The sequence below is a fragment of the Agrobacterium salinitolerans genome (genome assembly GCF_027498475.1).
GTDB classification, from domain to species: Bacteria; Pseudomonadota; Alphaproteobacteria; order Rhizobiales; family Rhizobiaceae; genus Agrobacterium; species Agrobacterium salinitolerans.
Genome location: NZ_JAPZLN010000005.1, coordinates 169,094 through 181,567, shown reverse-complemented (window position 1 = coordinate 181,567; position 12,474 = coordinate 169,094). Strand labels below are relative to the sequence as shown.

The window sequence follows — 12,474 nt, the reverse complement described above, 5'->3', positions numbered from 1 at the left end:
GATCCAGTCGACGCGCGTCCGTGCGGTGGAAAAACTCCCCTCAGCCCAAGGACTTGGGCTGGCTGGATTCCTGTGACGAGCACAGGAGTGAGGTGGATGGGGAAACTGCGCCCTACCCCTCACAACAAACCCTATTCTTCCCAATGCACATCCGTCAGCACATTCGAGGGAATCGGCTCGTTTTCCCAAAGCCCCTTCACCTTCTTGTCCCAGACGCCGAGTTTCGGCATGACGAAAAGAAAAAGAGCGGGCACATCTTCCGCGAGGATTTTCTGGGCTTCGCCATAGAGCTTCTCCTGCTCGCCGGCATCCGCCGTCTTTTCGACATTCGCCACGACCTCATTGAAGGCCGGGTTCTTGTAATTGAAGTAGTACGGGTCGCGCGCGTAGATATCGATATCCATCGGCTCCGCATGGGCAACAATGGTCATGTCGTAATCCGCGCCTTTGAGAACATCCGCAACCCATTTCGCCGGAAATTCGGTGGTCTCGATGGTCATGGTCACGCCGATTTCGGCAAACATAGCCTGCAGGATCTGCGAGGTGCGCTGGGCATAGGCCATTTGCGGCGCCTTGATGGTGAAGCTAAACCCATCCGGATAGCCGGCTTCGGCAAGCAGCGCCCTGGCCTTGTCGATATCGTAGGGATGTACCCCGGTCGTATCGATATAGCCGCGATCATTCGGCGTGTAATGACTGCCGATGGCCGTGCCGAAGCCGGACCAGGCGCCTTCGATCACCGTGCCGCGATCCACCGCCATCATCAGCGCCTGACGCACGCGCTTGTCGTCGAAGGGCTTGCGGGCATTGTTCATGCCCGCCACGACCTTGAGTTCGGTATTGCCGACGAAGGTGCCAAGGCGCGCATCGCCATCGAAGGAGGTCATCAGTTCCGGTGCGCCGAATTCCGGGAAGGCATCGATATCGCCGGACTTCAGTGCCGCGGCCTGCGCCTGCGGGTCGGAGACGAAACGGAAGGTCGCTTTCTCCAGCTTCACCGCCACGGCCTTGTCCCAATAGGCGTCGTTCTTCTGCAACTCGACCTTGTCGCCCTTGGCCCAGTTCACGAATTTGAACGGGCCGGTGCCGACCGGCGTGGTGCGGTTATTCTCGGCGCTTTTCGGCGCCACCATCATGGAGGCCGGCCAGCCGAGCCAGTAGAGAAGGCTGCCGGCCGGCTGCTTCAGCTTCAGCACCAGCGTTGCGGCATCCGGCGTCTCGATACTGTCAATGGCAGCGAAGAAGCGTTTCTGCGGATTGACCGAGCTTTCGCCACGCGCCCGATCCAGCGAAAATTTCGCGACAGAGGAATCGAAAGCCGCGCCATCATGGAAGGTAACGCCCTTGCGCAGCTTGAATGTATAGGTCTTGCCATCAGGGGAAATTTCCCAGCTTTCGGCAAGCTGAGGCCTCACCTTGCCTTCGCGGTCGATCTTCACCAGACCTTCAAAGACATTCTGCCAGGTGACCTGGCCGATGGCCACGGGCGCGGCGATGGTTGGATCGAGGCCGGCCGGCTCGACGGCCATGCCAAGCGTCAGCGTGGTTTTTGGCGCGGCTTCGGCCACCGTTACCGAAAGCGGCAACCAGAGCGCCGTGCCTAATGCGAGGGTCAGCGCGGCGCGGCGCGAAAACGTTGCCGCCTGCGAAAGATAAGTGCGTGGCATCATTGTCCCCTGTCTGGCGGCCGGGGCATTTTTGCCCTTCCGAAGACCGCCCGTTGCAAAAAGAGTGTCATGTTGCAGGCGCACACACAATCTCGATTTTTGTGTGCTCCGTGTAGCTGAAATGGCTACACGGAAATGCGGATGGAAATCAACCTTGGTGGGCAATTCTCCATGCTGGCTAATTCCTCTCCCCGGCGGGGAGAAGAAACTACCCTGCCGTCGCCTCGCGCATGAAGCGCTCAATGAAGTCCGCAAGCTTGGAGGCGGCGAAGGACAATTGCCGGTCCGGCGCAACGCAGAGATCGATCTGGGTGTGGATACCTTTCTTGCCGGAGAGCGGAACGGCGACCATCTGTCCGCTGCGGATTTCACGCGCCACCGAAAGCGCCGGCAAAAGCGTGGCGGCGGCGTGGCCCAGCACCAGTTCCTTCAGCATTTCCAAAGAGCTGGTGATGAAGACGGGATCAAGCTCGATGCCGGCATCGGCAAACATCGTGTCGAAGGCCTGACGCGCAGCGAAACTCTTGTCCGGCAGGGCGAGCGGCAGCCCGACCAGCTCTTTGAGCGAAACTTCCGCCTGCCCGGCAAGCGCATGACCGGCGGGAAAGATCGCGTCATAGCTGATACGGGTGCGCGAGCGCACTTTCACACCGGAGACTTTCGGCGCGAACAGGCTGACGACCAGGTCCGCTTCCGCCGCCCCCAGCGCCTCCATTGCCTGGCGGGCGCTGGTAATATGCACCTCGAAACGCAGCTTCGGATATTTCAGGCTGAACTGCGCCAGCACCGGCGCCAGAAGGTTCGCCACCGTCGCACCATTGGCATAGACCGTGACCCGGCCGCGTTGCAGGCCTTTCAGATCGTCTATCAGTTGGTGCACATGGTCGAGTTCCCGCAGCGTCTTGCCGGCGCGGGCGGCGAGCAGCTCCCCCGCAGCGGTCAACTTCACGCCACGGCTGGAACGCTCCACCAGAGGCGAGCCGAAATAATATTCGAGGTTCTCTATCTGCCGGCTCACCGCTGTCGGCGCCACATTCAGGTTTTCCGCCGCGGCGCGCATGGAATTGGTGCGGACCAGTTCGTCGAAATACATCAGTGCGCGCAATTGCATGGGGTGGGTACCTTTTTCGGGTGGGTCGGCGTTGGCGGCCAGCATACCACCGCGGCGGGGAGAGAGAATACATCGGCCGGGACGTTGACGGCGCATAAGAAGCGAGAGGTTGCAGGTCGTTTCTTCTCCCCGCCGGGGAGAAGGTGGCGCGTAGCGCCGGATGAGGGGGCGACGGCAGAGAGATGCGGAGAGCTGGCCCCCTCATCTGCCCCTTCGGGGCATCTTCTCCCCGGGCGGGGAGAAGAAAGGGAGGCAACGCCTCGCCAATCAAACGCGCTTGAAACCCTCGCTCGCCACAAGCAGCTGGCGGGTATAATCCGCGCTGAATTCCCGGCTTTCCAGCGCCTTAGCCTCCAGCATTTCCACCACCTTGCCACTTTTCATCACAGCAAGGCGATCGCACATGTGGCTGATGACGCCGAGATCGTGGCTGACCATGACGAAGGTGAGATTGCGGTCCTTGCGGGCCTGTTCCAACAGGTTAAGAATTTCCGCCTGAATGGAGGCGTCGAGCGCCGAAGTCGGCTCGTCCAAAAGCAGGATTTTCGGCTCGACGATCAGCGCACGCGCAATGGCGATGCGCTGGCGCTGGCCGCCGGAAAGCTGGTGCGAATACCGAAAGCGGAAGCCGGAACCGAGCCCCACCTCGTCCAGTGCGCGGGCAATGCGCTGTTCGCGATTGTCGAGACCGTGGATGACCAGCGGTTCGAGCAGCAGCGCATCCACCGTCTGGCGCGGGTGCAGCGAACCATAGGGGTCCTGGAATACCATCTGCACATCGCTATAAAAGCTCTTGTCGCGGTGCTTCCCGGCATAGGAGCGCCCTGCCACCATCAGCGAGCCTTCGTCGAAATGGTTTAGGCCGGCAATGGCGCGCAGCAGGGTCGACTTGCCGGAGCCGGACTCGCCGACGATGCCGAAGGATTCACCCTCGGCCACATCGATGCTGACGCTGTCGAGCGCGATGTAACCGTCGAAATCGACCACCATGTCTCTGATAGAAAGAACCGTGCTCATGCGCGCCACTCCGGCTTACGTTCCAGAACCGGCAGCGGATGCCGGTGACCGCCAATTTCCGGCAGGCAGTTCAGCAGGCCCTGCGTATAGGGATGTTTCGCTTCCTTCAGATTGGCGGAAGCAAGCTCTTCCACCACCTTGCCGGCATACATGACGAGAACACGGTCGCAGAACGAAGAGACGAGGCGCAGATCGTGGCTGACGAAAATCAGTCCCATGCCGCGATCCCGCACCAGTTTGTCAAGGATATCGAGCACTTCCAGCTGCACCGTGACGTCCAGCGCCGACGTGGGTTCGTCGGCGATCAGAAGCTCCGGGCCGCAGACCAGCATCATGGCGATCATGACACGCTGGCCCATGCCGCCGGAAACCTCGTGCGGGTAAAGATCGAAGACGCGCTCGGGATCGCGTATCTGCACCGCTTCGAGCATGGCAAGCGTGCGCTGGCGCGCCTCGCTGCCGCCGATCTTTTCGTGGGTACGCAGCGTTTCCATGATCTGGCGACCGATGGTCATGACCGGGTTCAGCGAATATTTCGGGTCTTGCAGGATCATGGCCATGCGCTTGCCGCGCATGATCCTTCGCTCTTTTGCAGAGGCCTTGAGCAGATCGATATCGCCGAAGCGAAGGGCGTCCGCCTCGATACGCGCGTTTTTCGGGGTCAAGCCCATGATGGCGCGGCCGGTCTGCGATTTGCCCGAGCCGGATTCGCCGACGATGCCGAGACGCTCGCGGCCGAGCGTGAAGGAAACCCCGCGCACAGCCTCCACCAGCCCGGTGCGGGTGGGGAAGGATACGCGCAGGTTCTCAACGGTCAGAAGCGGCGCGCTCATTGGCCCGCCTCCTTCGGATCCAGCGCATCGCGCAGGCCGTCGCCCAGAAGGTTGAAACCGAGGCTGACGATGAGGATCGCGATACCCGGCATGGCAGCAACCCACCATTGATCGAGAATGAACCGGCGGCCGGATGCGATCATCGCGCCCCATTCCGGCAACGGCGGCTGGGCACCGAGGCCAAGGAAGCCGAGACCGGCTGCGGTGAGGATGATGCCGGCCATATCCAGTGTCACGCGCACGATCAGCGACGACATGCACAGCGGCATGACATGTTTTAGCACGATACGGAACGGCGACGCGCCCATGAGTTTGACCGCCGCGATGAAATCGGAATTGCGGAAGGTCATGGTTTCGGCGCGCGCGATGCGCGCATAGGGCGGCCATGAGGTGACCGCGATGGCGAGCACCGCATTTTCAATGCCCGGCCCGAGGGCCGCGACCAGCGCCAGCGCCAGAACAAGCTTCGGGAAGGCAAGGAAAATATCGGTGATGCGCATCAGAACCGCATCCACCCATCCCCCGGCATAACCCGAAACGGTGCCGACGATCAGTCCGATAGGAGCGGCGATGATGGCAACCAAGAGCACAACGAACAGGGTCAGCCGCGAACCGTGGATGAGGCGCGAAAGAATATCACGCCCCTGATCATCGGTGCCAAGCAGATAACCGGCCGTGCCGGGTGGCAGAAGCCGGGCATTACGCAGGTCCCCCTGCACCGGGTTATGCGGGGCCAGAACATCGGCAAACAGCGCCACGAATAGCAGCGCGATGATGATGCCGAGCCCGAGCAGCGCCAGCCGGTTTTCTGAAAAGCGCCGCCATATGACATAGGCGCGCCCAAGCCGCGCCTGCCTGCGCGAGGCCGGCCGGTCAGAGAGCAGCCATTCGCGGCTATAGGGTTTGATCGTATCGGTCGAAAGGGTCATCGGCTGCGCGTCCTTGGATCGAGCGTCCGGTAAAGCAGATCGGAGAAGAGATTGATGCCGACGAAGATGGCGCCGATCACGATCGTGCCGCCGAGAACAGCATTCATATCCGCATTCTGCAACGAATTGGTGATGTAGAGGCCGAGCCCCGGCCAGGCGAAGATGGTTTCGGTCAGCACCGAACCTTCCAGCAGACCGGCATAGGAGAGCGCAATCACCGTCACCAGCGGAACGGCGGCATTGCGCAGCGCGTGGAACCAGATGATGCGCGTTTCCGAAAGCCCCTTGGCGCGGGCCGCGACGATATATTCCTGGGCAAGCTCGTTCAGCATGAAGGAACGCGTCATGCGGCTGATATAGGCCAGCGAGAAATAACCGAGCAGAGAGGCCGGCAGGATGATGTGGCGGAAGAGATCCCACAACACGTCCCATTGCCGCTGCCAGATGGCGTCGATCAGGAAGAAGCCCGTGACCGGCGTGAAGGTGAATTCATAGACAATGTCCATTCGCCCGGGATAAGCCACCCATTGCAGCCGGGCGTAAAACACCAACAGCGCCAGAAGGCCAAGCCAGAAGATCGGCACGGAATAACCGATAAGGCCGATGACGCGCACCACCTGATCGGCAAAGCTGCCGCGTTTCACGGCGGCAAGCACGCCAAGCGGAATACCGAAGACGGCTCCGATGATCGTGCCGATGGTGGCAAGCTCTATCGTCGCCGGGAACACCCGCTTGATATCCTCCATGACAGGATTGGTGGTGAGGACAGAGGTGCCGAAATCACCGGACAACGCCTGCTTCAGATAAAGGAAGAACTGCTGCCAGAGCGGCAGGTTGAGGCCGAGCTGCTCACGCACGCGCTCGACCACATGCGCAGGCGCGCGGTCGCCGACGATCGCCAGCGCGGGATCGATCGGCACCACACGGCCAATGAAAAATGTGACCGCCATCAACCCCAGGAAGGTGGTGATGACGGTGACGGCGAAGCCGAGAACGGCTTTCACGCGGGCGTTGGCACGGCGTTTGCCCTGCCTCGCCCGGCTGTTTGCTTCAACGATGCTCAAGAGACCGATCCTTCCGGATCATTCCTTGGAGATGTTGTAGACATAGTTGGTGTCGAAGCTCGGACCGAGCTTCAGGCCTTTGAGCTTTGCGGAATAACCGGCAACTTCCGTCTGCTGGAAGATGATGACGAAGGGACCCTTCGCCAGGACTTCTTTCTGCAGGTTCTGGTAGATCGCCGCGCGTTTGGCACTGTCCTTCTCCAAAAGCGCCGATTGCGTTTCCTTGGTCAGCTCCGGAACGTCCCACGCGTTGCGCCAGGCGAGCGTCTTGTTCTTGCCTTCATCGGAATTATCGTAGTTGATCGTGAAGGTTTCGGCATTCGAGTTCGGGTCGAAATAGTCCGAACCCCACTGGCCGATGTAGATGTCATGCGTGCGGGCGCGATATTTGGTCAGCGTCTGCTTACCGTCGCCGGGGATGATTTCGAGCTTGATGCCGGCCTGTGCCAGCGTCTGCTGCACGCTTTCGGCAATGCCGGTCACCGGCTGGGTGTTGCGCACATCCATGGTCACCGTGAAGCCGTCCTTCAGACCGGCCTTGGCGAGAAGTTCCTTGGCCTTGGCGACGTCGAGCTTGTAGGGGTTCTCGTCCAGCGCACCCAGCTGGCCCTTCGGCAGGAACGTCTGGTGGACTTCGCCGATGCCCTTGATGATGGTCGCGCCGATCGCGTCATAATCGACGAGATATTTGAAGGCTTCGACGACTTCGGGCTTCTTCAGGTTCTCGTTCTTCTGGTTGAGGCTGAAGTAATAAACGGTGCCCTTGGGCGCGGAGGTAATCGCGAGACCTTCCTTCTTGGAAACGGCTTCCATGTCACCCGGCTCAAGGTTGCGGGCCACGTCGATATCGCCGTTTTCAAGCGCCAGACGCTGGCCGGAGCTTTCCTTCATATGGCGATAGACGACACGCTTCAGCTTCGGCTTTTCACCGTAATAATTCGGATTGGCTTCCATGATCACGGCCTCATTGGCCTTCCAGCCGAGGATCTTGTAAGGGCCGGAACCGGCATAACCGGTCTTCAGGTAGTCGTTGCCAAAATCCGTATCATATTTGTAATCGGCGCTCGGGGTTACGGATTTCGCCTTCTCCATGACCAGTTTCTTATCGACCACCGAAGCGACGGTCGCGGTCAGCACGTTCAGCACGAAGCTCGGCGCATAGGGCTTGTCGACCGTCAGAACGAAGGTATTCGCATCTGCAGCCTTCGCCTTCTCGGTGACGTTGTCACCGCTGAGGCCGAACTGCGTCAGCAGGAATGCCGGCGACTTGTCGAGCTTCACGGCGCGTTCGAAAGAGAAAGCCACATCATCGGCCGTGACCGGATTGCCGGAGGCGAATTTCAGGTCGGATTTCAGCTTGAACGTATAGGTCAGGCCATCGTCGGATGTCGTCCAGCTTTCGGCCAGATCGCCGACAACCTTGGATGTGTCGTTGATATCGATGGAAACCAGCTTGCTGTAGGTATTGCCGGTGACTTCGGCGGCGGAGAGTTCGAAAGCCTCACCCGGATCGAGCGTGATGATGTCGTCGATGGCAAAACCTTCGACCAGCGTATCGGCCGGCGTGGCGGCAAAGGCATGCGGTGCAGACAGCATCATCAGCGACAAGGCGGCACTGGTGCTGAGAATACGCATGGATTTGTTGAGCGATTTGATCATAGGATCTCCCCTTTTGTTATAAGATTGATTTGGTTCGCTTAAAACTGTTCTCAGGCCGCCTCGCGCCAGGCCTCAGACAAAACACGCAGCCAGTTTTCCCGGCATATTTTAGCAAGTTCTCCATCACCGTAGCCCGCCGATTTCAGCGCCGCAACCAGATTGTGGTTGCCGCTGGCATCCGCAATACCAACGGGTACAGTCGCGCCGTCGAAGTCCGATCCAAGCGCCACGCAGTCGATGCCCATACGTTCCACCATGTAATCGATATGGCGCACCATGTCGGAGAGCGGCGTATCGGCAATGTCACGCCCATCGGGCCTGAGCATTGTCACGGCATAGTTGAGGCCGACCAGACCGCCGCTTTCCCTGATAGCGTCCATCTGCCTGTCGGTGAGATTGCGGGCGACGGGAGTGAGCGAATGTGCGTTGGAGTGGCTGGCGATCAAAGGCTGGTTGGTGGTCTTCGCCACATCCCAGAAGCCTTTTTCGGTGATATGCGCGAGATCGATGAGAATGCCGAGCCTGTTACATTCCTTCACCAGCGCGAAACCGGCATCGGTGAGACCGGGCGCGGTATCGGGCGACATGGGATAAGAGAAAGGAACACCGTGGCCGAATATATTGTGCCGGCTCCAGACCGGGCCGAGCGAACGCAGGCCGGCGGCGTAAAAAACCTCCAGCGCGTCGAGATCGGCCCCGATAGCCTCGCAGCCCTCCATATGCAGCACGGCAGCGAAAATATCGTCGGCAAAGGCCTTGCGGATATCAGCCGTGGAGCGACAAAGCCGCCAGGCGCCGGCGCGGTCCAGCCTCAGCGCAATCGCCGCCTTTTCCATGGCGATATCCAGTGAGGGCTGGCGCTCCAGCGGTGAAGCGAGCGGCGTGTTGTAATGGCCGCTGTCGTCCGGTTCCTGAAGAATGAGATCGCCGGAGGGAATATAGATGGCGCAGATACCGCCGCCAAGACCGCCTGCCCTTGCACGCGGACCGTCTATATGGCCTTCGCGTGTTCCGTTCTTGAATTCGGCCACCGGATCGGCGCCGGCCTTGCTGTTGCGCCACAACCGAAGCAGCACATCATTATGACCGTCGAACACTGCATGCATGGGAAGAAATTCCAGTAACCGGCAAGAACAAAGGGAGCGGGCAGACGCCGGGATGACACCGAGCGAAAGCAAACCGACGCACCATTCGCCGACCGCTATTGTCTGTCGGCGTTGATCTTAGGCCGATCTCACAAAGCTTCGCAAGACACAAATTAGGCAGCGGTGAAATTATCACCACTTGCCTTTTGGCGGAATTTGCGTTTCGTCAGGCGCGCCAGCCGCCTTCCGCTTTGGTGAGCAGCGGCGTCGAAAAAACACCCCTCACCCGCTCCGGCCACTCCGGCCCGAAAGCGGCGATTTTTTCCCGCCAGCGATCCGATTGCAGCATGGCTGCGCCGATGACGGCAGGCCGAATGCCGGAGGCGGCGAGAAGCGAAAGACCCGATATGATGGAACTGCCGCTGGAGATCACGTCATCCACCAGCGCCACGCGCCGGTTCTCGATGAGCGGCAGCATGCGCGGATCGATATAGAGCCGTTTTTCCTGCCTTGTGGTGATGGAGGACATCGGCACCGACAGTTCCTCCAGATACCAGAATTTGCGCGAGGTGCCGAGCGGCACGTAACGGGAATGGCCGAGATGCCTGGCGACAGCGGCGGCAAGCGTCAGCCCCAGCGTCGGCAGGCCGATGACGACATCGGGCTTGAAGGGAAGAAGTTTTGCAGCCAGATCGGCCGCCAGCACCTCCAGCACCTCAAAAGAAGCCTGATTGACGATGAGCGAGGCAAGCGCATGTTCGCCATCCGCCAGCGGCCTTATCGGCAGGCAGATCTGCCGGCCGTCATCCAGCTCCGCCGGAAAGAAGGTGGAATGCGGACCGGCCGTATCGAAGGTGGCGGGCGGAAGTATATCCTGCCAGAACTCATGAGGCGCGGCGGGGGATGGGACGACGGGCGACGCGGATGACGGCATCGTTCTGTTCCTTTCAGGAGCGGGGCGGCGAAAAGCGCTCACATTTTTCAGCCACGCCAACCCGGTTCTTCACATCAGGCATTTTAACAACCGCAACATGCTGCGGGTTCATTTCATTGGCTTTTTCAGCTAGAAGGAAACAAAGCAACAGGCATTCGGACGAACCCACCTATGACGCGGGTTTTTCCCATATTCAAGGACAAGCCGCCCATGAGACTGCTGGACCGCATCGGCGAGGACCTGCCATTCCTGACGGAGCTTCGCCACGACCTGCACGCGCACCCGGAACTGGGCTTCGAAGAGGAAAGAACCAGCGCCATCGTCGCCGATCTTCTCGAAAGGGCCGGGTTGAAGGTGCATCGCGGTCTTGGCGGTACCGGCGTGGTCGGCACATTGCAGGTGGGCAACGGCACCCGCAGCATCGGCCTGCGCGCCGACATGGATGCCCTTGCCATGCCGGAAGTTCCCGACCGGCCCTACAAATCGAAATTTCCCGGCAAGATGCACGCCTGCGGGCATGACGGCCACACCGCCATGCTGCTGGGTGCGGCGCGTTACCTCGCAAAGACCCGTGATTTTTCCGGCGCCGTACATTTCATTTTCCAGCCCGCCGAAGAAGGCCGCGGCGGCGCGAAGAAGATGGTGGAGGACGGGCTTTTCACCCTGTTTCCCTGCGATGCGGTCTATGGCCTGCACAACATGCCGGGGCTGGGCGTTGACGAAATGGCCGTGGTGGAAGGCCCGCAGCTCGCCTCTTCCGATAGCTGGCGCGTCACCTTCAAGGGCATCGGCACCCACGGCGCCAAGCCGCATCTCGGCCGCGACCCGGTAACGGCGGCCGGCGCCTTCCTCGCCTCGCTGCAAACCATCGTCGGCCGCGTCGTCGATCCGCTGCAGCCGGCCGTCGTCAGCGCCTGTTCGGTGCAGGCGGGTGACCCGAAGGCGCTCAACGTCATTCCCGATCTCGTCGAAATCGGCGGCACCGCGCGTGCTTATGCGGCTGATGTGCGCGACCAGCTCGAAGCGGAAATCGGCCGGCTGGCAAAGGGCACGGCGGCAATGTTCGGCATCGAGGCGCATTACGAATTCATCCGCCGTATTCCACCCGTCATCAACGAGGCGGACGCGACGAAACGGGCGCTGCGCGCCGCAAAAACCGTCTTCGGCAACAAGACCCGCACCGCCTTCCCGCCTTCGACCGCCGGCGACGACTTCGCCTTTTTCGCGGGCGAAGCCCCTGGCTGCTACGTCTGGCTCGGCAATGGCCCGGCCGTGGACGGCGCGCTGCACCACAACACTTCCTACGACTTCAACGATGCGGCCATCGTGCCGGGCGTGGCGTTCTGGGCGACGCTGGTGGAGCAGGAACTGGCGGCGGAGTGAGATTTGTTGAAATTCTCTCACGTCTTCTAGACCGTACCATTCGTCACGAATACATTGCTGGAAAGTTCGTGCTTTGGTCACAAATTTCATATAATAATCGGCCTGGCGCATGATCTGCGTTATCAGGTGGAAAAATGATACGTTTTAATTTCGACTGGCAAAAAACAGTTGATGCAATTGAGTTTCTGGCCCAGCAAAAGCCAGGAATGACGCAATATTACATCGGCAAGCTTCTGTTTTTTGCAGATCGCGAACACATCATGGATTATGGACGTCCCATAACTGGGGACAGATACGTAGCGATGGAACACGGTCCCGTTCCATCTGCCGTGCGTAATCTATTGAATGGCGAATATCCAGATGAAGTTGCAGATCGCCTAGAAGAGCGAGTCGTCATTGAAGTAAATGGCAACAAGCAGCATGTGTATCCTAAAGGAACAGAGCCGTCACCTCTACTATCTGGAAGTGATCGTGAATATCTTGCCGATGCAGTCAACAAATACGGCCATCTGTCTTTTGGCGAGCTTAAAGAAATTTCACACGAAGATCCCGCATATATCGAGGCTTGGGAACGGGTCGGCACAGCAGCGAACGAGATGAATGTGGAAATCTGGCTAAACGACCTAGACAATCCAGAAATCGCAAAAAAACACCTGATTGCAACTTCGAGTTGCACAGGTTGAGATATGCAGAAATGGGACGTTTTACGTATATATTGCGATTTTATACCCAATCCCCATGATAAGTTTTGCATATGCATTTGTCCGGCAACGAACCGGTTTTATTTTGTAA

The 12,474-nt window shown here is 59.7% G+C and carries 11 protein-coding genes; 2 read left to right on the top strand and 9 right to left on the bottom strand.

What is annotated here, in order from left to right:
- Nucleotides 1-131: 131 nt before the first annotated feature.
- The 9 genes from O9X91_RS18515 to O9X91_RS18475 form a co-directional block, all read right to left on the bottom strand.
- A complete protein-coding gene (locus O9X91_RS18515; protein ID WP_269834362.1) occupies nucleotides 132-1,667 on the bottom strand; it encodes an ABC transporter substrate-binding protein in 1,536 nt (511 codons plus the stop codon).
- Nucleotides 1,668-1,875: 208 nt separating this feature from the next.
- On the bottom strand, nucleotides 1,876-2,778 hold the full coding sequence (locus tag O9X91_RS18510; RefSeq protein WP_077984146.1) for a LysR family transcriptional regulator: 903 nt from the start codon (nucleotides 2,776-2,778) through the stop codon (nucleotides 1,876-1,878).
- A 267-nt stretch (nucleotides 2,779-3,045) separates the two neighbouring features.
- Nucleotides 3,046-3,795: an ABC transporter ATP-binding protein gene (locus tag O9X91_RS18505; protein WP_142913178.1), complete on the bottom strand. Its 750-nt coding sequence runs from the start codon at nucleotides 3,793-3,795 to the stop codon at nucleotides 3,046-3,048.
- Nucleotides 3,792-4,628, bottom strand: coding sequence for an ABC transporter ATP-binding protein (locus O9X91_RS18500; protein ID WP_020813225.1), 837 nt, complete (start codon nucleotides 4,626-4,628; stop codon nucleotides 3,792-3,794). Before O9X91_RS18500 ends, O9X91_RS18505 begins: the two co-directional genes overlap by 4 nt.
- The gene (locus O9X91_RS18495) at nucleotides 4,625-5,557 is read right to left on the bottom strand and encodes an ABC transporter permease (protein WP_142913180.1); all 933 of its coding nucleotides are present in this window, start codon (nucleotides 5,555-5,557) and stop codon (nucleotides 4,625-4,627) included. The genes O9X91_RS18500 and O9X91_RS18495 overlap by 4 nt, the downstream gene beginning before the upstream one ends.
- Nucleotides 5,554-6,621 (bottom strand): ABC transporter permease, encoded by a 1,068-nt coding sequence (locus tag O9X91_RS18490; RefSeq protein WP_077984083.1) that lies wholly within the window; start codon nucleotides 6,619-6,621, stop codon nucleotides 5,554-5,556. The genes O9X91_RS18495 and O9X91_RS18490 overlap by 4 nt, the downstream gene beginning before the upstream one ends.
- A gap of 18 nt (nucleotides 6,622-6,639) precedes the next feature.
- Nucleotides 6,640-8,280 (bottom strand): ABC transporter substrate-binding protein, encoded by a 1,641-nt coding sequence (locus tag O9X91_RS18485; protein ID WP_269833797.1) that lies wholly within the window; start codon nucleotides 8,278-8,280, stop codon nucleotides 6,640-6,642.
- 50 nt (nucleotides 8,281-8,330) lie between these two features.
- Nucleotides 8,331-9,386 (bottom strand): dipeptidase, encoded by a 1,056-nt coding sequence (locus tag O9X91_RS18480; protein WP_269833796.1) that lies wholly within the window; start codon nucleotides 9,384-9,386, stop codon nucleotides 8,331-8,333.
- Between the two features lie 205 nt (nucleotides 9,387-9,591).
- On the bottom strand, nucleotides 9,592-10,299 hold the full coding sequence (locus tag O9X91_RS18475) for a phosphoribosyltransferase (protein ID WP_077984086.1): 708 nt from the start codon (nucleotides 10,297-10,299) through the stop codon (nucleotides 9,592-9,594).
- A 210-nt stretch (nucleotides 10,300-10,509) separates the two neighbouring features.
- On the opposite strand from O9X91_RS18475, the gene O9X91_RS18470 reads away from it, so the two are divergent.
- Both O9X91_RS18470 and O9X91_RS18465 read left to right on the top strand, forming a co-directional pair.
- Nucleotides 10,510-11,682, top strand: a complete 1,173-nt coding sequence (locus O9X91_RS18470; RefSeq protein WP_162520523.1) for a M20 aminoacylase family protein — start codon at nucleotides 10,510-10,512, stop codon at nucleotides 11,680-11,682.
- Nucleotides 11,683-11,816: 134 nt separating this feature from the next.
- On the top strand, nucleotides 11,817-12,365 hold the full coding sequence (locus O9X91_RS18465) for a Panacea domain-containing protein (RefSeq protein ID WP_269824837.1): 549 nt from the start codon (nucleotides 11,817-11,819) through the stop codon (nucleotides 12,363-12,365).
- Nucleotides 12,366-12,474: the final 109 nt, after the last annotated feature.

Excerpts from the sequence above, each read along its gene's own strand:
- O9X91_RS18515 (WP_269834362.1), bottom strand. The coding sequence starts at position 1,667 with ATGCCACGCACTTATCTTTCGCAGGCGGCAACGTTTTCGCGCCGCGCC.
- O9X91_RS18470 (WP_162520523.1), top strand. The coding sequence starts at position 10,510 with ATGAGACTGCTGGACCGCATCGGCGAGGACCTGCCATTCCTGACGGAG.
- O9X91_RS18480 (WP_269833796.1), bottom strand. The coding sequence starts at position 9,386 with ATGCATGCAGTGTTCGACGGTCATAATGATGTGCTGCTTCGGTTGTGG.
- O9X91_RS18500 (WP_020813225.1), bottom strand. The coding sequence starts at position 4,628 with ATGAGCGCGCCGCTTCTGACCGTTGAGAACCTGCGCGTATCCTTCCCC.
- O9X91_RS18510 (WP_077984146.1), bottom strand. The coding sequence starts at position 2,778 with ATGCAATTGCGCGCACTGATGTATTTCGACGAACTGGTCCGCACCAAT.
- O9X91_RS18505 (WP_142913178.1), bottom strand. The coding sequence starts at position 3,795 with ATGAGCACGGTTCTTTCTATCAGAGACATGGTGGTCGATTTCGACGGT.
- O9X91_RS18475 (WP_077984086.1), bottom strand. The coding sequence starts at position 10,299 with ATGCCGTCATCCGCGTCGCCCGTCGTCCCATCCCCCGCCGCGCCTCAT.
- O9X91_RS18485 (WP_269833797.1), bottom strand. The coding sequence starts at position 8,280 with ATGATCAAATCGCTCAACAAATCCATGCGTATTCTCAGCACCAGTGCC.
- O9X91_RS18495 (WP_142913180.1), bottom strand. The coding sequence starts at position 5,557 with ATGACCCTTTCGACCGATACGATCAAACCCTATAGCCGCGAATGGCTG.
- O9X91_RS18465 (WP_269824837.1), top strand. The coding sequence starts at position 11,817 with ATGATACGTTTTAATTTCGACTGGCAAAAAACAGTTGATGCAATTGAG.